Genomic DNA, 20,987 nt, shown 5'->3' with positions numbered 1-20,987 from the left:
CGCAGGGGTGAGCCGGCGAGCGGTTCCGGGCACGGGCAGCAGCCGCGACGCCGCCGAGCGGGTCAGTGCCCGCGGACAGGTCTCGGGCGCGGGGCGGGGCGGACGTGCGGCCTCACTTCTCCTCGTCCTCGGAGCCCTCACCGGTCCTCGGGTGGTGATGGCTGTTCTTCACGTGGGTGCGCAGGCGGGCCGCGACGTCCTCGGGGGGCAGGAAGCGGGACCAGCGTTCGGGGAACTCGGCGGGCATGTCGGGGTCGGCCTCGTCGTCGTCCACCGGGGCGGTGCGGGCGACGTACTCGGCGACCTGCGCCTGCCGCAGCCGTTCGTTCGCCTCGCGGGCGGTGGCGGTCGCGGCGGCCGGCCAGACCCGGTCGATCGCGGCGTTGACCGCGGCCCCGACGAGCACGGCGAAGGCGGACACGCCGATCCACAGCAGTACGGCGACGGGGGCGGCGAGGGAGCCGTAGATGGTGGGGCCCTCGATGGTGTTGGTCAGGTAGATCCGCAGCAGGAAGCTGCCGAACACCCACATGGCGAGGGCGACCAGCGCGCCGGGCACGTCCTCGATCCACGGGGACCGTACGGGCACGGAGACGTGGTAGAGCGTGGTCAGGAAGGCGACCGACAGCAGGATCACCACGGGCCAGTAGAGGATCTGTACGAGCGTCGTCGACCAGGGGACGACACTGACCACGGCGTCGGGGCCGGCCACCATGAGGGGCAGCGCGACCGAGCCGATCAGCAGGGCCACGATGAACAGCAGGAAGGCCATCAGCCGGGTCTTGACGATGCCGCGCACACCGTCGAGGCCGTACATGACGGTGATGGTGTCGATGAAGACGTTCACCGCGCGGGAGCCCGACCAGACGGCGAAGAGGAAGCCGATGGAGATGACGTCGGGCCGGCCGCCCTTCATCACGTCGTCCAGGATCGGCTCGGCGATCTGGCGCACGCCCCGGTCGGACAGCACGGTGCGGGAGGCCTCGAGGAGGTTGGTCCGCAGGCTCTGGGTGGTCTCGGCGCCGGTCCAGGTGTCGACGTAGCCGAGCAGGCCGATCATGCTGAGCAGCAGCGGGGGCACCGACAGCAGGGTGAAGAAGGCGGCCTCAGCGGCCAGGCCCAGGATCCGGTACTCCATGCAGGAATTGACGGTGTCCTTGAGCAGCAGCCAGACGGTCCTGCGTTTGGAGACATTGCGGTACAGGGCTCGGGCCCGGTGAAGTCGGCCGGAGGGCTCGTCGGGGGATTCGCTTGCTGGCTGCACAAACCAAAGGTATCCGTCGTGCCTGGTCGGCCTCACCCGAAGGGTCGCGAGGTGGTCGCGGGGTGATGCGGAGGGCTGCGCCGGGTAGGTTCGTGTTCATGGCAGGTACCACGCACACCGTGACCAACCAGGCGCCGCCGCTGGCGCAGTACGACGTGTTCACCGCCGACCGGGCGCTGACGGAGGCCGTCGAACGGCATCTGGACCCGTCGCTGCTGGCCGAGGGCCTGTCCGATCTGTCGGCGCTCGGACGCGCCTCCGGCTCCGCCCAGGTACAGGAATGGGGGGTGCAGGCCAATGAGAACCCGCCCCGGCTGCGCACCCACGACCGGTACGGGCACCGGATCGACGAGGTCGATTTCCATCCTGCCTGGCACCGGTTGCTCGGCAAGGGCGTCTCGGCGGGTCTGACGGGCGCGTGGGCGCGGCCGGGCGGGCATGTGCGGCGGGCGGCGGGGTTCGTGGTGTGGTCGCAGGTCGAGGCCGGGAACGGCTGCCCGCTGTCGATGACGCACGCGGCCGTGCCCGCCCTGCGCGCGGATCCGGCGCTCGCCGCCGAGTGGGAGCCGCGGCTGACGTCGGCGGTGTACGACCGGGCGCTGCGGCCCGCCCACGAGAAGCCCGGTGTGCTCTTCGGGATGGGCATGACGGAGAAGCAGGGCGGCAGCGACGTACGGGCGAACACGACGTCCGCGCGGCCGCTGGCCGAGGACGGGACGTACGAGCTGACCGGGCACAAGTGGTTCTGCTCGGCGCCGATGTCGGACGCGTTCCTGGTGCTGGCGCAGGCGCCCGGAGGGCTCACCTGTTTCCTGGTGCCGCGCGTGCTCGAGGACGGCTCGCGCAACGTGTTCCTGATCCAGCGGCTCAAGGACAAGCTGGGCAACCGGTCCAACGCGTCCTCGGAGGTCGAGTTCGCGGGGACGTGGGCGCGGCGGGTCGGGGACGAGGGGCGTGGCGTGCGCACCATCATCGGGATGGTGGCGGCGACCCGGCTGGACTGCGTCCTGGGCTCGGCGGGACTGATGCGGCAGGCCGTGGCGCAGGCGGTGCACCACTGCACGTACCGGGAGGCGTTCGGCGGCAAGCTGATCGACAAGCCGCTGATGCGCAACGTACTGGCCGATCTCGCCCTGGAGTCGGAGGCGGCCACCACGCTGGCGCTGCGGCTCGCCGCGGCCTACGACGACGGGAGCGAGCGGGAGCGGGCACTGCTGCGGATCGCGGTGCCGGCCGCCAAGTACTGGGTGACCAAGCGGTGCGCGCCCCTCGCGGTGGAGGCGGCGGAGTGCCTGGGCGGCAACGGGTACGTGGAGGAGTCGGGGATGCCCCGGCTGGTGCGCGAGTCCCCGCTGAACTCGGTGTGGGAGGGCGCGGGCAACGTCCAGGCGCTGGACGTGCTGCGCGCGCTGAGCCGGGATCCGCAGGTGCTGGACGCCTACCTCGGCGAGGTCGGGCAGGCACGCGGGGCCGATCACCGGCTGGACGCCGCGATCAAGGACCTGCTGACCGAACTGGCCGACCTGGAGGGTGCCGAGGGGCGCGCGCGGCGGCTCGTGGAGCGGCTCGCGCTGGTGCTCCAGGGCTCGCTGCTCGTGCGGTACGCGCCGCCGCAGGTCGCCGACGCGTTCTGCGCGGCACGGCTGGGCGGTGACGGGGGCATGGCCTTCGGGACACTGCCGCACACCCTCGACCTCGCGGCGGTGGTGGAACGGGCCCGGCCGCAGGTGTGAGACGACGAAGGGCTGCCCCGACGGCGGCTCGAGCGGGGCAACCCGGCCAGGACAAGCCGGTTTTGACGTCCCTGGCACGCCCACCCGGGTGTGACGCGGGGGTGGTGCTGCGCCGACACGGCACCACCCCCGCCGCACAGGCCCCTTGGAGCCGTGGACGCCGCTCGGGACGGCGTCGCTCAATTTTCAAGCAGTGCGGGGCGGTTCACCAGAGTTGCAGGGGGTTGCAACTTTCTGCTGTCTGTGTCCGCACTGAACGACCTCGCCGGGGGCGCACGGCACTATGGGACCGACGACCGCCAGAACGGATGAGGACATGTTCGGGGGCCCGGCCCGTGCCGTGACGGTGCGCGCCGAGATATCCAGGGTGCGGCGCTATCTGGGCGGTCTGCTGGAACACCGGCCGTACCGGTTCGCGCAGGGCGCCGAGGTCGACGTCCTGCTCCCGGACGACCCGCGTGACCTGCTGCCGCACTCGACGGCCCCGGCACTGGGCGGCCGCGAGCACCGGCCCACCACCGGCCTCTGAGGTCTGAGCCATCGGCCCTGACGCCCGAGCACAACACAGCACAGCACAGCACAGCAGCGCCCCTCGGGCCGAGTGTTCTGCGGATTTGCAGGGTCTTCGTCCCTCTGGGGGGTCGTCTGCCGTAGCATCGCTCCCCGGGCCACCCTCACCTGCTCCACGGTCGGACGGTCGGATCGCCGGACGCAGTTGGCCCGCCTCGGGAGGACGGTATGAAGCATCGCGGCAGACATCGTCGGCACCAGCGGGGCAAGGTGCTGCGGGCGACGCTGGCCGGGACCGCGCTCGCGCTCACCGCGGCGGCCACCCTGATCAGCACGTCGCAGGCCACCGACGCCGACGACCCCGGGGCGCTGAAGCCGCTCACCGCGCCCGCCGAGACCGCGCCGCTGCGGCTGTCCGAGGACCATGTGCCGCCGGAATGGCTCGACCGGCTCTCCTCCGAGATGGGCCGGCCCGTCGGCGTCCGGGCCGTGCTCGACGACACCGACGGTTCCCTGCGCGACGCGGGGTCCTGTACGGACGACGACAAGCGCGCGCTGCCCGTCGAACCCGCCGCCACGCGCGCGTACTGCTGGGACGGCGCCGACGTCGAGGGCTGGCGTCCCGGCGCCGTCACCACGTCCGGGGACGCGGACGACGACGGCCACTGGGGCCCCAGCCGGGTGGTGCTCTCCGCCTGGAGCCAGGGCGGCACCACGGCGGACGGTATCGCCGCGCAGGACCCTGCCGTGGTGGGTACCGGCGCGGGGCAGGGGCTCGCCCGGGTCGCGTTCATCGACGCCGGTGACCCCGCCGACCTCCGCTACACCTGGGCGCAGCTCGCCGTCCCGGTCGCCGAGGGACAGGACTACCGCGGACTGGTCTCCCCCGTGACGGGCATGGTCTGGTACCAGGACAAGCTGCTGGTCACCGCCGGGCGGGGGGACGGAAGAGCGCTGTACGTGTACGACGTGGACCGCGTCCAGCGGGCCACCGTGGACGGCTCGACGGTCGGGCGGGTGCCCGGTGGCTGGTCGGCGGCCGGGGCTCGGTATGTCCTGCCCGCCGTCGCCGCGTACCGGACGGCCGGCGCGGACGCCCCGCAGCCGGGCGGTATCTCCCTGGACCGCAGCACGGCGCCGGACAGCCTGGTCGCGCACGAGGCGGTCACCGAGGACCACGACGGGCCGACCCGCCTGTGGCGGTACGCGTTCGACGACGACAGGGCCCGCGCGGGGCTGCTGGCCACGGACCCGCTGCTGAAGGTGGACCCTGTCTCGGCGTACGAGACGAAGCTGACCCATGTGCGCAGTGTGCTGTCGTACGGGTCGGGCTGGTACCTGGGCCGGATGACCGGGACGCCGGACGAGCGCGGGACGCTGTGGCGGCAGGACACGGAGGGGGCCCGGCCCACCCGGTGCGGGGCGGACGAGACGCACCGCTGCTGGAGCGGCGCGTCGGCGTCCCTGTCCTACTGGCAGGAGACCGGCGAGGTGTGGTCCCAGTCCGGCCGCATGCTCTTCGCCCTGCCCCTGACCTCCGTCGACGGCTCTCTGGACTAGGGCCTGTCCGGTGGAACACGCCGGAGACGCGGGGTCCGGCACGCCCTCCCCCCAGCTCTTCGAGCAGGGGGTGCCCCCAGCCGTGTTGTCGTCGCTCTCCCCCACTCTCGGCTTTGCTCGAGCGGGAGGGGCCCCCGTCGCTCCGCATCGGCTCCCTCCTTCGACTTGATCCGCCGGACAGACCCCAGGTCCTGCACTCTCCGCGATACACAAACCGGGCATTCGACAGACGTCCGCGCCGGATGGTTCCCTTTCCGGCATGACGACCATCGCCGTGACCACATGGTCCCTGGAGCAGACCGCGCCCACCGATCTCCTGCCGGCCGCCGTGCCACAGGGGGACGTACGGGTCGTCCGCTCCGAGGTGCCGTCCCCGGAGTTCAGCCGCTTCCTGTACGCGTCGGTCGGTGGTGACATCCGCTGGACCGACCGACTGGGCTGGACGTACGCGCAGTGGCTGGAGCACCTCGACCGGCCCGGCGTGGAGACCTGGGTGGCGTACGACCGGGGGACGCCCGCGGGATACGTGGAGCTGGAAGCGCAGGACGACGGGGTCGTGGAGATCGTCTACTTCGGGCTGGTCCCGGCCTTCCGGGGCCGGCGCATCGGCGGGCACCTGCTGTCGTACGGCGTCGCGCGGGCCTGGGATCTGGCGGAGCGGTGGCCGGGCCGGAAGCCGACCAGGCGGGTCTGGCTGCACACGTGCAGCAAGGACGGCGAGCACGCCATGGACAACTACCGTCGCCGGGGCTTCCGGCTGTTCGACACCAAGGTCGAGGAAGAGCCCGAGATCGCCACCCCGGGCCCGTGGCCGGGAGCCCACCCGGCCTGAGCCCCGCGCACGCCCCGCATACGGGCCGCATACGGGCCGCGTACGAGCCGCGTATGAGCCGCGTATGAGCCGCACGACGTCCACCCCTCCTGAGCGGCGCGGACAGAACCGCCCGCGCCGCCTGTGGCCAAGTCCGCCCCTGTCTCTCATAACGAGACGAAGGTGCCCGCATATTGGACGAAGCTGGACTGAGTCCAGATCTCCGTGCCACGCTTCCGTCATGCCTGGAACGGGAATCGCCTTGGTGAGTCGGCGGCACGTCGACCTCGGCCGCATGTCCAGCGCCATCTGTCCGGCGCGCTGAGAGCACGTTCAGCAGCACCCGACAGCTCCTCTCCGGTCCGCCTCCGCTCGGTACCGCCCGGTTCCACTTCGCTTCACGAACTCCCGCGCGATGACCCGCATGGATGCCCATGCACCGTCATGCGCAGGTCAGAGCCGCATCCCCGTCTGTCCCGAAGGACGTATCAACCATGGCCGCCAGCCCGCAGAACCCTGCCGACGCGACCCCCCGCCGCAAGGTGAGCCGTCACCGCGGAGAGGGCCAGTGGGCCGCGGGACACTTCACACCGCTCAACGGCAACGAGCAGTTCAAGAAGGACGACGACGGTCTCAACGTCCGGACACGCGTGGAGACGATCTACTCGAAGCGGGGCTTCGACTCGATCGACCCCAACGATCTGCGCGGCCGCCTGCGTTGGTGGGGCCTGTACACGCAGCGCCGCCCTGGGATCGACGGCGGCCGTACCGGTGTGCTGGAGCCCGAGGAGCTCGAGGACGAGTACTTCATGATGCGGGTCCGCATCACCGGCGGACGGCTCACCACGGAGCAACTGCGCGCGATCGGCGAGATCGCCGAGACCTACGCCCGCGGCACCGCCGACATCACCGACCGGCAGAACATCCAGTACCACTGGATCCGCATCGAGGACGTGCCCGCGATCTGGGAGCGGCTCGAGTCGGTCGGCCTGTCCACCACGGAGGCCTGCGGCGACACCCCGCGCGGCATGCTCGGCTCCCCCGTCGCCGGTGTCGCCGAGGACGAGATCATCGACGGCTCGGCGGCGCTGGACGAGATCGCCCGCCGCTACCTCGGCGACCCGCGCTTCTCCAACCTCCCGCGCAAGTTCAAGACGGCCGTCTCCGGCTCCCCGCTGCTGGACGTCGCCCACGAGATCAACGACGTGTCCTTCGTCGGCGTCGTCCACCCCGAGCACGGTCCCGGCTTCGACCTGTGGGTCGGCGGCGGTCTGTCGACCAACCCCAAGTTCGGGGTGCGGCTGGGAGCCTGGGTGCCCGAGGCGGACGTGCCCGACGTGTGGGAAGGCGTCATCTCCATCTTCCGCGACCACGGCTACCGGCGGCTGCGCAACAGGGCGCGGCTGAAGTTCCTGGTCGCCGACTGGGGGCCGGAGAAGTTCCGCCAGGTCCTGGAGGACGACTACCTGGGCCGCAAGCTGATCGACGGTCCGGCGCCCGAGATGCCCGCGCAGCAGTGGCGCGACCACATCGGGGTGCACCGCCAGAAGGACGGCCGGTTCTACGTCGGCTTCGCGCCGCGGGTGGGCCGGATGGACGGCTCGCTGCTCACCAAGGTCGCCGCGCTGGCCGAGGACCACGGCTCGGGGCGGGTCTCCACCACGGCCGAGCAGAAGATGATCGTCCTGGATGTGCCGCAGGACCGGGTGGACTCACTCGTCGACGCCCTGGAGGCGCTGGACCTGCGGGTCGAGCCGTCGCCCTTCCGGCGCGGCACGATGGCCTGCACGGGCATCGAGTTCTGCAAGCTCGCCATCGTGGAGACCAAGGAGCGCGGCAGCGACCTCATCGACGAGCTGGAGCGCCGGCTGCCCGACTTCGGCGAGCCGCTCACCATCAATCTCAACGGCTGCCCGAACGCCTGCGCCCGTATCCAGACCGCGGACATCGGTCTCAAGGGGCAGCTGGTCACCGACGCCGAGGGCCGGCAGGTCAGCGGCTACCAGGTGCACCTGGGCGGCGCGCTCGGCCTGGACCCGGCCTTCGGCCGCAAGGTGCGTGGCCTGAAGGTCACCTCGGACGAACTGCCGGACTACATCGAGCGGGTCCTGAAGCGCTTCGAGGCGGAGCGCGAGGACGGCGAGCGGTTCGCCACCTGGGCGGCCCGCGCGGACGCGGAGGCCCTGTCGTGACGGCGGCGAAGACGGACCGGGAAGCCCTGTCGTGAGCGAGCGGGCCGCGCCGTTCTACTGCCCGTACTGCGGCGACGAGGACCTGCGTCCCAGCGAAGAAGGGCACGGTGCCTGGGAATGCGGGGCGTGCAACCGGGCCTTCCGGCTGAAGTTCCTCGGGCTGCTCGCCCAGGGGCTCGACCGGCCGGACACCGGACCTGAAACGGGAGAGGACCGAATATGACGGCGGTTCAGGAAGAGCGCACCACCGATGAGTTGAAGGCGCTGGCCGAGCGGGCGGGCCGCGACCTGGAGGACGCCTCCGCCCTGGAGATCCTCCAGTGGGCCGCCGAAACCTTCGGCCGACGGTTCTGCGTGACCTCGTCGATGGAGGACGCGGTGGTCGCCCACCTCGCCTCCCGCGCCCTGCCCGGCGTGGACGTGGTGTTCCTCGACACCGGCTACCACTTCGAGGAGACCATCGGCACCCGGGACGCCGTGGAGGCCGTGATGGACGTCAACCTCATCACGCTCACCCCGCGCCGGACCGTCGCCGAGCAGGACGCCGAGTACGGGCCGAAACTGCACGACCGTGACCCCGACCTGTGCTGCGAGCTGCGCAAGGTGCGGCCGCTGGAGGAGGGCCTGCGGGGGTACGTGGCCTGGGCGACCGGGCTGCGCCGCGACGAGTCCCCGACCCGGGCGAACACCCCGGTCGTCGGCTGGGACGAGAAGCGACGGAAGGTGAAGGTCTCCCCCATCGCCCGCTGGACCCAGGACGACGTGGACGCCTACGTCGCCGAACACGGCGTGCTCACCAACCCGCTGCTGACGGACGGTTACGCCTCGGTGGGCTGCGCCCCCTGCACCCGCCGCGTGCTGGAGGGCGAGGACGCCCGCGCCGGACGCTGGGCGGGCCGCGGCAAGACCGAGTGCGGACTGCACGGCTGACATGACCGAGCCCCCCACGCCCACCCGGCCCCTCACCCGGCCCCCCGCGCCCTCGGCGCCCCCCACGCCCTCTACGAACCAGGAGACCGACGTGACGACCGGAGCCACCGTCTGGCTCACGGGTCTGCCGAGCGCCGGCAAGACCACCATCGCCCACGAACTGGCCGGCCGGCTGCGCGAGCGGGGCCGCCGGGTCGAGCTGCTCGACGGCGACGAGATCCGCGAGTTCCTCTCCGCGGGTCTCGGCTTCAGCCGCGAGGACCGGCACACCAATGTGCAGCGCATCGGATTCATCGCCGAACTGCTCGCCCGCAACGGCGTCACCGCGCTCGTCCCGGTCATCGCGCCGTACGCGGACAGCCGGGACGCGGTCCGTGAGCGGCACGAGACGAACGGCACGTCGTACGTCGAGGTGCATGTGGCGACCCCGGTCGAGGTGTGCTCCGTACGCGACGTGAAGGGGCTGTACGCCAAGCAGGCCGCGGGTGAACTCACCGGGCTGACCGGTGTGGACGACCCGTACGAGGCTCCCGTCTCTCCCGATCTGCGCATCGAGGCGCAGCACCGGACCGTCCAGGAATCCGCCGCGGCGGTGCACGCCCTGCTGAGCGAAAGGGGACTGGCATGACAACCGTGGCCACGGTCGCGACCGGCGACGAGGGCACCGGCGGTGCGGCCGGCCCGTACGCCCTCTCCCACCTCGACGCCCTCGAGTCGGAGGCGGTGCACATCTTCCGCGAGGTCGCGGGCGAGTTCGAGAACCCGGTGATCCTGTTCTCCGGCGGCAAGGACTCCATCCTGATGCTGCACCTGGCCCTGAAGGCCTTCGCCCCGGCGCCGGTCCCGTTCTCGCTGCTGCACGTCGACACCGGGCACAACTTCCCCGAGGTCCTCGACTACCGCGACCGCGCGGTCGCCCGGCACGGGCTGCGGCTGCACGTCGCCTCGGTGCAGGACTACATCGACCGCGGTGTGCTGCGCGAGCGCCCCGACGGCACCCGCAACCCGCTGCAGACGGTGCCGCTCACCGAGAAGATCGCCGCCGAGAAGTTCGACGCCGTGTTCGGCGGCGGCCGGCGGGACGAGGAGAAGGCCCGCGCCAAGGAGCGGGTGTTCTCGCTGCGCGACGAGTTCTCCCAGTGGAACCCCCGCCGCCAGCGGCCCGAGCTGTGGAACCTCTACAACGGCAGGCACGCGCCCGGTGAGCACGTCCGGGTCTTCCCGCTGTCCAACTGGACCGAGCTGGACGTGTGGCAGTACATCGCCCGCGAGAACATCGAACTGCCGGAGATCTACTACGCCCACCACCGCGAGGTGTTCCAGCGGGGCGGCATGTGGCTGACCGCCGGCGAGTGGGGCGGCCCGAAGGACGGCGAGAGCGTCGAGAAGCGGCTCGTCCGCTACCGGACGGTGGGCGACATGTCCTGCACCGGCGCGGTCGACTCCGAGGCCGACACCATCGAGAAGGTCATCACCGAGATCGCCGCCTCGCGCCTCACCGAGCGCGGGGCCACCCGCGCCGACGACAAGCTCTCCGAGGCCGCGATGGAAGACCGCAAGCGCGAGGGGTACTTCTAACCATGAGCACGATCACGAGCGAGGCGCTCTCGGAGACCACCCTGCTGCGGTTCGCCACCGCCGGTTCCGTCGACGACGGCAAGTCCACCCTGGTGGGCCGGCTGCTGCACGACTCCAAGTCGGTCCTCACCGACCAGCTGGAGGCCGTGGAGCGGGCGTCGCTCAGCCGGGGCCAGGAGGCTCCCGACCTCGCCCTGCTCACCGACGGGCTGCGGGCCGAGCGGGAACAGGGCATCACCATCGACGTGGCGTACCGCTACTTCGCCACGCCGCGGCGCCGGTTCATCCTCGCCGACACGCCGGGCCATGTGCAGTACACCCGCAACATGGTCACCGGTGCCTCCACCGCGGAGCTGACCGTCATCCTCGTCGACGCCCGCAACGGCGTGGTCGAGCAGACCCGGCGGCACGCCGCCATCGCCGCCCTGCTGCGCGTGCCCCATGTCGTGCTCGCCGTCAACAAGATGGACCTGGTGGACTACGAGGAGGCCGTGTTCGCGCGGATCGCCGAGGAGTTCACGGCGTACGCGACGGAGCTGGGCGTCCCGGCGGTCACCGCGGTCCCGATCTCGGCGCTCGTCGGCGACAACGTCGTGGAGCCGTCCGCGCACATGGACTGGTACGGCGGGCCGACGGTGCTGGAGCACCTGGAGACGGTGCCGGTCAGCCACGACCTGGCGCACTGCCACGCCCGGCTGCCGGTGCAGTACGTGATCCGGCCGCAGAGCGCCGAGCACCCCGACTACCGGGGGTACGCCGGCCAGATCGCCGCGGGCACGTTCCGTACGGGCGACGAGGTGACCGTGCTGCCGTCCGGCCGGACCACGACGATCACCGGGATCGACCTGCTGGGCACGCCCGTCGAGGCCGCCTGGACGCCGCAGTCGGTGACGCTGCTGCTGGCGGACGACATCGACATCTCCCGCGGCGACCTGCTCGTCCCGAGCAAGGACGCGCCGGCCACCACGCAGGACGTCGAGGCCACCGTCTGCCACGTCGCCGACCAGCCGCTCACCGTCGGCCACCGGGTGCTGCTCAAGCACGGCACCCGGACGGTCAAGGCGATCGTGAAGGACATCCCGGCCCGGCTCACGCTGGACGACCTGTCGCTGCACCCGCACCCCGGCACGCTCGTCGCCAACGACATCGGCCGGGTGAAGATCCGTACCGCCGAGCCGCTGCCGGCCGACTCGTACGCGGACTCGCGGCGCACCGGTTCGTTCATCCTGATCGACCCGAACGACGGCACCACGCTCACCGCGGGCATGGCCGGCGAGTCCTTCGCCGCGCCGGACCCGGTCAAGGACGCGGCCGAGGACGACGGATGGGACTTCTGACCATGGAACTCCCCGCGCCTGAAATGTCTGCGACGGGACTGCCGATGACGTCGACGGGACTGCCGCCGGCGCGTCCCCTCGACGTCTTCGCCACCTTCGCCATAGAAGGCGGCCGGATCGGCGGCGGGCGTACGGGAAGCGGGCAGGGCGGGGTCGCACGATGTGCGTGACGTTCCCGGCGCACCGGGGACGCGCGTGCCGTTCGCGTGCCCTGGTCCCGCGCCGCCACCGCCGAGAACCCGCCGATCCCCCGGCCACGACCAGCTGAGTACGTGAGCGCCGGGCCCCCGAGAGGAACACCTCCCGTGCCTGCCACCCCCGCCGCCCCGCGCCGCGCGTTCGCCGTGACGGCCGCGCTGGTCCTGCTCGCCCTGGCCGGGTGCGGCTACGGCTCCCGGGCCAAGGAGAGCGCCGGCGCCGATATCGCGGCCGAGGGCGCACCCGCCGTCGACGACGCCGGTCTCGGCGCCAACTGATCCCGGAACCCCGAAGAAATGTCCCAGGAGGTGACGACCATGGCCACGACCCTCGTCCAGGCCGCCGACGGCACCGAGGCGGCCGCCCATGCCGCCCGGATCGAGCATGTCTCGAAGTCGTATCCGGGCCCGACCGGGCAGCAGCTCGTACTGGACGACATCACGCTCGATGTCGCACCCGGCGAGTTCGTCACCCTGCTGGGTGCCTCGGGCTGCGGCAAGTCCACGCTGCTCAACCTGGTCGCGGGCCTCGACGCGCCCAGCGTCGGCGCGATCAGCACGGACGGCCGCCCGGCGCTGATGTTCCAGGAGCACGCGCTGTTCCCGTGGCTGACGGCGGGCAAGAACATCGAACTCGCCCTGAAGCTGCGGGGCGTGCCGAAGGCCGAGCGGCGCGACCGGGCCGAGGAGCTGCTGGAGCTGGTCCGGCTGGGGGGCGCCCACGGCAAGCGGGTGCACGAGCTGTCCGGCGGTATGCGCCAGCGCGTCGCGCTGGCGCGCGCGCTCGCGCAGGAGAGCAGGCTGCTGCTGATGGACGAGCCGTTCGCGGCGCTGGACGCCATCACCCGGGACGTGCTGCACGACGAGCTGACCCGGATCTGGCACGAGACCCGGGTGTCCGTCCTGTTCGTCACGCACAACGTGCGCGAGGCCGTCCGGCTCGCGCAGCGGGTGGTGCTGCTGTCGTCGAGGCCGGGCCGGATCGCCCGCGAGTGGACGGTGGACATCGAGCACCCGCGCCGTATCGAGGACACCGCGGTCGCGGAACTGTCCGTCGAGATCACCGAAGAACTCCGTGGGGAGATCCGCCGACATGGCCAGCACTGACACGACCGCGAAGGGCGCGACCGCGAAGGACGCGAACGACCTCGCCGGTCTCGAGGCGGGGCTCGACGCGCTGGAGACGAGGCAGCAGGCCCGCAGGCCGTGGCGCCAGACCTTCGTCCAGAAGATCCTGCCGCCCGTCCTCGCCGTCGCCCTGGTGCTGGCCGTGTGGCAGGCGCTGGTCTCCTTCAAGATCGTCGACGATCCGTCCAAGCTGCCCTCGCCGGGCGCCGTGTGGAGCGTCGTACAGGACGCGTGGCTCGAGGGCGAGCTGCTCGGCTACATCTGGACCAGCGTCTCGCGCGGTCTGCTCGGCTTCTTCTTCGCGCTGCTGATCGGTACGCCGCTGGGGCTGCTGGTGGCGCGGGTGAAGTTCGTGCGCGCGGCGCTCGGCCCGATCCTGTCCGGGCTGCAGTCCCTGCCGTCGGTGGCGTGGGTGCCGCCGGCCGTGATCTGGCTGGGCCTGAACAACCAGATGATGTACGCGGTGATCCTGCTCGGCGCGGTCCCCTCGATCGCCAACGGCCTGGTCTCCGGCGTCGATCAGGTGCCGCCGTTGTTCCTGCGGGCCGGCCGCACGCTGGGCGCGACGGGGCTGAAGGGCACCTGGCACATCGTGCTGCCGGCCGCGCTGCCCGGCTATGTGGCGGGGCTGAAGCAGGGCTGGGCGTTCTCCTGGCGCTCGCTGATGGCCGCGGAGATCATCGCGTCGTTCCCGGATCTCGGCATCGGTCTCGGGCAGCTGCTGGAGAACGGGCGCAACGCGAGCGACATGGCCATGGTGTTCGAGGCGATCCTGCTGATCCTGACCGTCGGTATCGCCATCGACCTGCTGATCTTCAGTCCGCTGGAACGGTGGGTGCTGCGCAGCCGCGGCCTGCTGGTGAAGGACTGATCCGCTCATGCGCCCTCCGGTTCTTCTCGTCATCGCCCACGGCAGCCGCGATCCGCGGCACGCGGCGACCGTGCACGCCCTGGTGCGGCGGGTGCGGTCGCTGCGACCGGAGCTGCGCGTGGAAACCGGCTTCCTCGATTTCGACATCCCCTCCGTACAAGGGGTGCTGGACTCCCTCGCGGCGGAGGGCGTGCGTGACGTGGTGGCCCTCCCACTGCTGCTGACCCGCGCCTTCCACGCCAAGGCGGACATCCCGGCGGTCCTCGCGGACGCGGATCCGCGGCTGCGCATCCGCCAGGCGGACGTCCTGGGCCCGTCCCCCCTGCTCCTCGCCGCGCTGGAGCGCCGGCTGTACGAGGCGGGCCTCGCCCCCGCCGACAAGTCCTCGACCGGGGTCGTCCTGGCCTCGGCGGGGTCCACCGACCCGGAGGCGATCGCAGTGATCGCAGCAATCGCGCGGGAGTGGCGGCACACCGGTTGGTGCGCCGTGCGGCCTGCGTTCGCCTCCGCCGGTTCTCCCGGGGGGTTCCCCCGCACCGAGGAGGCGGTACGGGAGCTGCGTGCCCTCGGCTGCGAACGCGTCGCCGTGGCCCCGTACATCCTGGCCCCCGGCTTCCTCCCGGACCGCATCGTGCGGGGCGCGGCCCAGGCGGACGTCCTGGCGGACGTCCTCGGCCCGGCGCCGGAGGTGGCGCGGGTGCTGCTGGAGCGGTACGACGCGGCACGGGTGCCGGCGTTGTCGGCGGTGGGGGCCTGAGGCCGCCGGAGTGGCGGGGGCGGCTCAGCCGCCGGTCACCGCGTCCGAGTGGAACAGCGTCCCCTGGTGAAAGTAGAGCAGCCAGTCCCGGCCGGTGCGGCGCCACAGGGAGCTGCGGTGGGCGCGTCGGCCGTTGTGGTCCGTGTCGAAGGTGAGATGGACGGTGTCGGGCGCGAGCTGCGCGGCCTTCATCCGGGAGACGGTGCCGGTGGGGTCCCCCGCATCGTGTTCGCCGGCGAGCAGGGCGATGATCGCGTCGCGGTCCCAGACCCGTCCGGACGCGCCGACCTCCACGAACTCCGGATGCAGCAGTTCCCCGACGCGTTGGGGCGAGCGGCGCACCTCGGGGTCCAGCAGTTTCAGTTCGGCCTCGATGGCGGCGTCGGCGGCGGTGTACGGGTCAGGCACGGGTGAGCTCCATGAGCTTGACGACGGTGTTCCAGTTGCGGGTGGTGGCGAGGACGCCCTTGATGGTCCGGGGCCTGGCCAGGCGCTCGGCGAGCCGGGAGCGGCCCAGGCCGTCCGGGGCGTACAGGTACAGGGCGCGGTCGCCGAGGCGGAACTCCTCGGGCAGGTGGGCGGCCCGGTCGACGTCCGCGAAGCGGTCGGCGTCGACGGCGGCCGAGAAGTAGGTGACGTGGAGCTGCTTGGGCGCCAACTCGGCGGCCGGGAAAGGGCAGTCGTCGACGATCGCCCGCAGATAGGCGTGGTCTCGCACGATCACGTCGACGGCGAAGCCGAAGTGCCGCTCGATGGCCTCGGCGAGTTCGGCGGCCAGCGCGTCCTCGGCCGTCTCCCCGGCCGTGTCCGCGCCCGCGTCCTTGTCCCCCGGGCTGTCGCTCCCGGTGGTGAACACGGCCTGGCCGCTCTGGAGATGAGTGCGCACGGCGTCGTGGCCGAGGCCCTCCATCAGGGTGCGGAGTTCGGCCATGGGGACCTTTCTGCTGCCTCCCACGTTGATGCCGCGCAGCAGTGCCGCGTATGTCGTCGCCATCCGCACACGATAGGACGGCCGCCGTGCCCCGTGGGGGTGGGCACGACGGCCGTGTCCGCGCGGAGTGCGACAGCGCGGGCATCCTCGTGGCCGCCCCGCATATGGCCGCCCCGCATATGGCCGCCGCACACATGGGCGCCCCGCACCCTGATCATGCACCGGCGGGTAACCCCAATTAGATGTAGGGGTCCCCTCCTCCCCAGTGGGGAGGGGAGGAGGTCCGAGGGGATGAGTTCCGCGCCCGGAGCTTCACCGGTCAGCACGACGAGACGGTCTTATCCGGCCCATACCTTCGAACATGGAAGGCGGCGGCACAGGTCGCTGTCGTGCACGAGGGAGCGAGCCCGTCATGGGAAACGGAGATTCGCGGGTCAGGGGCTTCGCCGCCCGTGCCGGCGGCTGGAGCGCCCGGCACCGATGGGCGGCCGTCGGTATCTGGGTGCTGTTCGTGGTGCTGGCGATGGGGCTGGGTTCGGCGGCCGGCCGGGTCGACGTCGGCAACAGCGACCAGCTCAAGGGGGAGACGCAGACCGCCGCCCGGATCGTCGAGGACGCCGGGATCGAGGAGCCGGCCAGTGAGACCGTACTGGTGCAGGCCAAGGACGACGGCCTGACGGCCACGGACGACGAGTTCCGCGCCGCGGTCACCGCGGTCGTCGCGGCCGTCGAGAAGACCGGTCGGGTCACGGACGTGACCACGCCGTACGAGAGCGACACGATCTCGAAGGACGGGCGCAGCGCACTGGTCCAGTTCGACATGCGCGGCGACTCCGACACCGCCGGCGAGCGGGTCGAGCCGGTGCTGAAGGCCGTGGAGGAGGTCCAGAAGGACCACGACACGCTGCGGATCGAGGAGATCGGCGGCGCCAGCATGATGAAGACGTTCAACGACGCGTTCGGCGACGACTTCAAGAAGGCCGAGTACTCGGCGGTCCCGGTGGCCCTCGGCATCCTGCTGATCGCCTTCGGCGCGCTGGTGGCGGCGCTGCTGCCGGTGGCGCTGGCGATCACCGCGATCATGGCGACGATGGGTCTGATGGGCCTGGTCAGCCATCTGCAGCCGATGAGCGAGACCGCCAACTCCGTGATGCTGCTGGTGGGCCTGGCCGTGGGCGTCGACTACTGCCTGTTCTACCTGCGCCGCGAGCGCGAGGAACGGGCCGCCGGCCACGACGCGCAGACGGCGCTGCGGATCGCCGCCGCGACCAGTGGCCGGGCGATCGTCGTCTCCGGTGTGACGGTCTGTGTGGCCATGGCGGGCATGCTGTTCACCGGGATCGCCGAGTTCGAGGCGATGGGCCTGGCCTCGCTGATGGTCGTGGCGGTCGCCATGGTGGGCTCCGTGACCGTGCTGCCCGCGCTGATGTCGCTGCTGGGCGACCGGGTCGAGAAGGGCCGTCTGCCGTTCCTGCGCCGGCGCACCTCGGGCAGCGGCAACGACAGCCGGATCTGGACGGCCGTACTGCGCCGCGTCCTCGCCAAGCCGCTGCTCGCCGCCGCGGTGGCGACCGGCGCGCTGCTGGCGGTGGCCGCCCCCGCGGTCGGCATGAAGACCCAGAACCTCACGCTGGACCAGGAGTTCGGGGACTCGCTGCCCATCGTGGAGACGTACAACCGGGTCAACGAGGCGTTCCCGGGCGGCGCGGAGCCGGCCGAGGTGGTCGTCAGGGCGGACGACATCACCTCCCCGGAGGTACGGGCCGCGCTGGCCGACTTCCGTGAGCAGGCGGTGAGTTCGGGCGCCTCGCGCGGCCCGGTCGAGACGAAGGTGCACGAGGGGCAGAACGTCGCCTTCGTGTACGTTCCGCTGGTGGGCGGCTCCGACCAGGACAGGGCGGCCAAGAGCCTGCACACGCTGCGCGACGAGGTACGGCCCGCCACGCTGGGCACGGTGGACGGCCTCGAGGCGCCGGTCACCGGGCAGGTCGCGGGCTCCGAGGACTTCAACGACCAACTGGTCGGCTCGGTGGTCCCGGTCTTCGTCTTCGTGGTGGTCTTCGCCTTCCTGCTGATGCTGCTGTCGTTCCGCTCGCTGACGATCGCGATCACCTCGATCGTGCTCAACCTGCTGTCGGTGGGCGCGGCCTACGGCATCCTGGTCGCCGTCTTCCAGCACGGCTGGGGCGCGTCCCTGGTGGGCGCCGAGGGGGTCGGCGCGATCATCACCTGGCTGCCGCTGTTCCTCTTCGTCATCCTGTTCGGCCTGTCGATGGACTACCACGTGTTCGTGGTCTCCCGGATCCGCGAGGCCCGCCTGCGGGGCCGTACGACGCGGGACGCGATCCAGCACGGTGTGGTCACCACGGCCGGTGTCATCACCAGCGCCGCGGTCATCATGGTCGCCGTGTTCGGGATCTTCGGGACGCTGTCCATGCAGTCCATGAAGCAGATGGGGGTGGGCCTGGCGGCGGCGGTGCTCATCGACGCGACGATCATCCGGGGCGTGCTGCTCCCGTCGGTGATGGCGCTGCTCGGCGAGCGCAACTGGTACCTGCCGAAGTGGCTGCACCGGATGCCCGACCTGACGCACGACGAGTCGCCGGTGGCGAAGGGTGGCGTGGACCAGGCCTCGGGCCGGGACACGGGCAGGGACCACGGCGCGGACGAGGGCGAGCGGGTGCGTGTCTGATCCCTCGGCCGCGGTGAGAGCGTGAGAAGGGGCACGGCATTCCAGCCGTGCCCCTTCCCCCGTTCTCGCTAGCTCCGCTGCGGCAGCTCCGCCTCGATGAGGTCGGCCGCCCTGCGGGTGCCGCCCTCCTGGGCCATCCCGGCCCGGACCTCCTTCAGCCGGCGGGCGGCCTCCGGGTCGCCGACGAGGTCGAGGGCCGCAGTGCGCAGGGCCTCGGCAGTGGCCTCGGCCGTCGGAACGTGCCGGGCGACGCCGAGGTCCTGGAGCATGTCCGCGTTGCCGAACTGGTCCACGGCCTGCGGTACGGCGATCATCGGCGTGGCCGTGGCCAGCCCTTCCTGGCTGCCGCCGGCGCCCGCGTGGGTGACGAACAGGTCGGCCTGCTTCAGGATCGCGAGCTGCGGCACCCAGGACCGCACCTCGACGTTCGCCGGTACGTCGCCCAGCCCGGCGGGGTCGACGTGCTTGCCGATCTGGAGCACCAGGTGCCACCCGGGCAGGTCGCCGAAGGCCTTGACGCATTCCCGGTAGAAGCCGGGCTGCTTGGTGAACGACGATCCGAGCGACACCAGGGCGACCTTCTGCGCGCCGGCCGGCCGCTGCCACTCGCCCTCCGCCGAGCGGTCGCCCTGGCAGGCGCCGACGAAGCTGTACACGCTCTCGTCGACCCGGTCGGCGTTCGGCTGGAGCGCCTTCGGGATCAGGACGAGGGACCGGGCCGGACGGCCCACGAACGGGTCGGGATGTTCGGTGATCCCGTTCTCCTCCAGCCAGGCGTGGAAGCGGGCGTAGTAGGCCTGGCCGCGCTCGGTCCTGAGCGGTTCCTCCCACATCGGCTCGCCGACCTCCTTCTCGTATCCCTCCCAGGCGACGAGGTTCGGCGAGAGGGAGACCACGGGCACACCCCAGCGGTGGCCGAGCACGCGCGCCGGATACGAGGTGATGTCGTGCAGCACCAGGTCGGGGGTGTCCCCCTCGTACGCCTTGATCAGCTGCGGGAGTGCCTGGACGGCGTCCTCGAGGAACGGCTCCACGTTGTCCAGCAGCGTGCTGCCCCAGGCCTCCGGGTCGTCGTCGGGCCCGGGGAGGATGGAGTTCCAGAGCTTTGGCTCGGCCCCGGTGCCGGCGACCTTGTCCGCGAAGACCGGGGGGATCGCGTACGTCACCCGATGGCCGCGTGCCACGAGCTCGCGGATCACCTCGAGGCTCGGGTTCACGTGGCCGTGGGCGGCGATGGAGAACATGGCGATGTGAGCGGGACTGGTCATGCCCCGAACCTTAGGCGAGACGATACGTCTCGTGCAATCGAATATGGGTGCTCCCCGCACCGGTGCGCCAGGACGTGACTCCGCCGTCGCCTTCCCGCCCGCAGCTCGCCGCCGGCGGGCACCGCGCACGTCGTCGACCTGTGCGAATGGGAGACTGGCCGATGGGCCGGACACGGTCGGGTGAGCGGCACGGAGCGGGTGAGGACCCGGAGGCGGGCCGGATCCGGACCGGAACAGGCACGGGCACGGACACAGGCACGGACACAGCCACGGAGGCGGGCGGATGGACGAGGTACGGGCGCGGGACGTCCTGGCGGCGGCGGGCGTGCTGCCGGGGCGCGCGGCCGCCGGGGACGCACGCCTGCTCGCCCTGGGCGAGAACGCGGTGTTCGCCGCCGGTGACCTGGTCGTCAAGGTCGGCCGCGACAGCGGCCTGCTGGAGCGCGCCCGCCGGGAGCTGGCGATCGCGCTGTGGCTCGCCGAGGAGGGCGCTCCGGCGGTGCGGGCGGCCGAGTCGCGGGCCCTGCTCGTCGACGGCCACCCGGTGACGGTCTGGCACCGGCTGCCCGAACCGGTGCGGCCCGCCGAACCCGGGGACCTGGCCGCGCTGCTGCGGGTGGTCCACGCCCTTCCCGCTCCCGCCTTCGGGCTGCCGCCCCGCGAGCTGCTGGGCGGTGTGGAACGCTGGCTGCGGCTCGCGGGCGAGGTGATCGCCCCGCAGGACGCGGCGTATCTGCGTGAGCGGCGGGACGGTTTCGCGGCGGCCGCCGCGGCCCTGACACCCCACCTGCCGCCGGGCCCGATCCACGGGGACGCGCTGCCCCGGAACGTGCACATCGGACCGGACGGGCCGGTCCTGGTCGACCTGGAGACCTTCTCCACGGATCTGCGCGAGCACGACCTGGTGGTCATGGCCCTCTCCCACGACCGCTACGGGCTGCCGGCACAGGCGTACACGTCCTTCACCGAGATCTACGGCTGGGACGTGCGTGAGTGGGAGGGCTGCGCGGTGCTGCGCGGCGCGCGGGAGACGGCCAGCTGCGCCTGGGTCGCCCAGCACGCCCCGAGCAACCCGAAGGCCCTGGCCGAGTTCGAGCGCCGCGTGGCATCCCTGCGCGACGGCGACCCGACGGTCCGCTGGTACCCCTTCTGATCCGGTTCGCCACGCGGAGTCCGGTCGGCAGGTGCCCGTCCGCGGCAACCGCGCGGTGGGGGCGGTGGGGAAAGC

Annotated in this window: 18 protein-coding genes and 2 pseudogenes; 16 read left to right on the top strand and 4 right to left on the bottom strand. The window is 72.0% G+C overall.

The window, feature by feature from the left end; translation table 11 throughout:
- Positions 1 to 112: 112 nt before the first annotated feature.
- On the bottom strand, positions 113 to 1,264 hold the full coding sequence (locus tag ACFPZI_RS26505) for a YihY/virulence factor BrkB family protein (RefSeq protein ID WP_381367755.1): 1,152 nt from the start codon (positions 1,262 to 1,264) through the stop codon (positions 113 to 115).
- 98 nt (positions 1,265 to 1,362) lie between these two features.
- Here ACFPZI_RS26505 and ACFPZI_RS26500 point away from each other — a divergent pair, with 98 nt between their 5' ends.
- The 14 genes and pseudogenes from ACFPZI_RS26500 (at position 1,363) to ACFPZI_RS26435 (ending at position 14,868) form a co-directional block, all read left to right on the top strand.
- Entirely contained in the window at positions 1,363 to 2,997 is a 1,635-nt protein-coding gene (locus ACFPZI_RS26500; protein ID WP_381367752.1) for an acyl-CoA dehydrogenase family protein, read from the top strand.
- Between the two features lie 313 nt (positions 2,998 to 3,310).
- Positions 3,311 to 3,526, top strand: a pseudogene (locus tag ACFPZI_RS26495) (transcriptional regulator); the annotation flags it as partial.
- 209 nt (positions 3,527 to 3,735) lie between these two features.
- Entirely contained in the window at positions 3,736 to 5,067 is a 1,332-nt protein-coding gene (locus ACFPZI_RS26490) for a hypothetical protein (RefSeq protein WP_381367749.1), read from the top strand.
- Positions 5,068 to 5,326: 259 nt separating this feature from the next.
- Positions 5,327 to 5,899 carry a GNAT family N-acetyltransferase gene (locus tag ACFPZI_RS26485; RefSeq protein ID WP_381367746.1) on the top strand — a complete coding sequence of 191 codons (573 nt, stop codon included), beginning with the start codon at positions 5,327 to 5,329 and terminating at the stop codon, positions 5,897 to 5,899.
- Between the two features lie 473 nt (positions 5,900 to 6,372).
- Positions 6,373 to 8,070, top strand: coding sequence for a nitrite/sulfite reductase (locus ACFPZI_RS26480; protein ID WP_381367743.1), 1,698 nt, complete (start codon positions 6,373 to 6,375; stop codon positions 8,068 to 8,070).
- A 31-nt stretch (positions 8,071 to 8,101) separates the two neighbouring features.
- Positions 8,102 to 8,293, top strand: coding sequence for a hypothetical protein (locus ACFPZI_RS26475; RefSeq protein ID WP_381367741.1), 192 nt, complete (start codon positions 8,102 to 8,104; stop codon positions 8,291 to 8,293).
- A complete protein-coding gene (locus ACFPZI_RS26470; RefSeq protein ID WP_381367738.1) occupies positions 8,290 to 9,000 on the top strand; it encodes a phosphoadenylyl-sulfate reductase in 711 nt (236 codons plus the stop codon). Before ACFPZI_RS26475 ends, ACFPZI_RS26470 begins: the two co-directional genes overlap by 4 nt.
- Positions 9,001 to 9,091: 91 nt before the next feature.
- Positions 9,092 to 9,628, top strand: coding sequence for an adenylyl-sulfate kinase (cysC, locus tag ACFPZI_RS26465; RefSeq protein ID WP_381367735.1), 537 nt, complete (start codon positions 9,092 to 9,094; stop codon positions 9,626 to 9,628).
- Positions 9,629 to 9,633: 5 nt separating this feature from the next.
- On the top strand, positions 9,634 to 10,578 hold the full coding sequence (cysD, locus tag ACFPZI_RS26460; RefSeq protein WP_381368089.1) for a sulfate adenylyltransferase subunit CysD: 945 nt from the start codon (positions 9,634 to 9,636) through the stop codon (positions 10,576 to 10,578).
- Between the two features lie 2 nt (positions 10,579 to 10,580).
- Positions 10,581 to 11,915 (top strand): sulfate adenylyltransferase subunit 1, encoded by a 1,335-nt coding sequence (locus ACFPZI_RS26455; RefSeq protein ID WP_381367733.1) that lies wholly within the window; start codon positions 10,581 to 10,583, stop codon positions 11,913 to 11,915.
- A gap of 305 nt (positions 11,916 to 12,220) precedes the next feature.
- Positions 12,221 to 12,391: a hypothetical protein gene (locus tag ACFPZI_RS26450; RefSeq protein WP_381367731.1), complete on the top strand. Its 171-nt coding sequence runs from the start codon at positions 12,221 to 12,223 to the stop codon at positions 12,389 to 12,391.
- Between the two features lie 39 nt (positions 12,392 to 12,430).
- The gene (locus tag ACFPZI_RS26445) at positions 12,431 to 13,219 is read left to right on the top strand and encodes an ABC transporter ATP-binding protein (protein WP_381367728.1); all 789 of its coding nucleotides are present in this window, start codon (positions 12,431 to 12,433) and stop codon (positions 13,217 to 13,219) included.
- On the top strand, positions 13,206 to 14,111 hold the full coding sequence (locus ACFPZI_RS26440; RefSeq protein WP_381367725.1) for an ABC transporter permease: 906 nt from the start codon (positions 13,206 to 13,208) through the stop codon (positions 14,109 to 14,111). The genes ACFPZI_RS26445 and ACFPZI_RS26440 overlap by 14 nt, the downstream gene beginning before the upstream one ends.
- A gap of 7 nt (positions 14,112 to 14,118) precedes the next feature.
- The gene (locus ACFPZI_RS26435; protein WP_381367722.1) at positions 14,119 to 14,868 is read left to right on the top strand and encodes a sirohydrochlorin chelatase; all 750 of its coding nucleotides are present in this window, start codon (positions 14,119 to 14,121) and stop codon (positions 14,866 to 14,868) included.
- 24 nt (positions 14,869 to 14,892) lie between these two features.
- Here ACFPZI_RS26435 and ACFPZI_RS26430 read toward each other — a convergent pair whose 3' ends face one another.
- A complete protein-coding gene (locus ACFPZI_RS26430) occupies positions 14,893 to 15,276 on the bottom strand; it encodes a nuclear transport factor 2 family protein (protein ID WP_381367720.1) in 384 nt (127 codons plus the stop codon).
- Complete coding sequence (locus tag ACFPZI_RS26425) at positions 15,269 to 15,862, bottom strand: DUF1697 domain-containing protein (protein WP_381367717.1); 594 nt, start codon at positions 15,860 to 15,862, stop codon at positions 15,269 to 15,271. Before ACFPZI_RS26425 ends, ACFPZI_RS26430 begins: the two co-directional genes overlap by 8 nt.
- Before the next feature lie 349 nt (positions 15,863 to 16,211).
- Here ACFPZI_RS26425 and ACFPZI_RS26420 point away from each other — a divergent pair, with 349 nt between their 5' ends.
- The gene (locus ACFPZI_RS26420; RefSeq protein ID WP_381367714.1) at positions 16,212 to 18,491 is read left to right on the top strand and encodes an MMPL family transporter; all 2,280 of its coding nucleotides are present in this window, start codon (positions 16,212 to 16,214) and stop codon (positions 18,489 to 18,491) included.
- A 68-nt stretch (positions 18,492 to 18,559) separates the two neighbouring features.
- Here ACFPZI_RS26420 and mgt read toward each other — a convergent pair.
- Positions 18,560 to 19,802, bottom strand: a pseudogene (gene mgt / locus ACFPZI_RS26415) (macrolide-inactivating glycosyltransferase).
- 240 nt (positions 19,803 to 20,042) lie between these two features.
- Between mgt and ACFPZI_RS26410 the strand changes: the two are divergent.
- Positions 20,043 to 20,912 carry a phosphotransferase enzyme family protein gene (locus ACFPZI_RS26410; protein WP_381367711.1) on the top strand — a complete coding sequence of 290 codons (870 nt, stop codon included), beginning with the start codon at positions 20,043 to 20,045 and terminating at the stop codon, positions 20,910 to 20,912.
- Positions 20,913 to 20,987 lie beyond the last annotated feature (75 nt).

It is taken from the genome of Streptomyces chlorus, from assembly GCF_042655885.1.
Lineage (GTDB): Bacteria > Actinomycetota > Actinomycetes > Streptomycetales > Streptomycetaceae > Streptomyces > Streptomyces chlorus.
Note: the sequence above shows the minus strand (reverse complement) of the source record. Positions and strands in the feature narration are given on the sequence as shown.

What these genes read in the sequence shown, in the direction of transcription:
- ACFPZI_RS26445 (WP_381367728.1), top strand. Translation starts at nt 12,431, where the DNA reads ATGGCCACGACCCTCGTCCAGGCCGCCGACGGCACCGAGGCGGCCGCC.
- ACFPZI_RS26490 (WP_381367749.1), top strand. Translation starts at nt 3,736, where the DNA reads ATGAAGCATCGCGGCAGACATCGTCGGCACCAGCGGGGCAAGGTGCTG.
- ACFPZI_RS26480 (WP_381367743.1), top strand. Translation starts at nt 6,373, where the DNA reads ATGGCCGCCAGCCCGCAGAACCCTGCCGACGCGACCCCCCGCCGCAAG.
- ACFPZI_RS26440 (WP_381367725.1), top strand. Translation starts at nt 13,206, where the DNA reads ATGGCCAGCACTGACACGACCGCGAAGGGCGCGACCGCGAAGGACGCG.
- ACFPZI_RS26435 (WP_381367722.1), top strand. Translation starts at nt 14,119, where the DNA reads ATGCGCCCTCCGGTTCTTCTCGTCATCGCCCACGGCAGCCGCGATCCG.
- ACFPZI_RS26455 (WP_381367733.1), top strand. Translation starts at nt 10,581, where the DNA reads ATGAGCACGATCACGAGCGAGGCGCTCTCGGAGACCACCCTGCTGCGG.
- ACFPZI_RS26485 (WP_381367746.1), top strand. Translation starts at nt 5,327, where the DNA reads ATGACGACCATCGCCGTGACCACATGGTCCCTGGAGCAGACCGCGCCC.
- ACFPZI_RS26410 (WP_381367711.1), top strand. Translation starts at nt 20,043, where the DNA reads ATGGACGAGGTACGGGCGCGGGACGTCCTGGCGGCGGCGGGCGTGCTG.
- ACFPZI_RS26500 (WP_381367752.1), top strand. Translation starts at nt 1,363, where the DNA reads ATGGCAGGTACCACGCACACCGTGACCAACCAGGCGCCGCCGCTGGCG.
- ACFPZI_RS26425 (WP_381367717.1), bottom strand. Translation starts at nt 15,862, where the DNA reads ATGGCGACGACATACGCGGCACTGCTGCGCGGCATCAACGTGGGAGGC.
- ACFPZI_RS26470 (WP_381367738.1), top strand. Translation starts at nt 8,290, where the DNA reads ATGACGGCGGTTCAGGAAGAGCGCACCACCGATGAGTTGAAGGCGCTG.
- ACFPZI_RS26420 (WP_381367714.1), top strand. Translation starts at nt 16,212, where the DNA reads ATGGGAAACGGAGATTCGCGGGTCAGGGGCTTCGCCGCCCGTGCCGGC.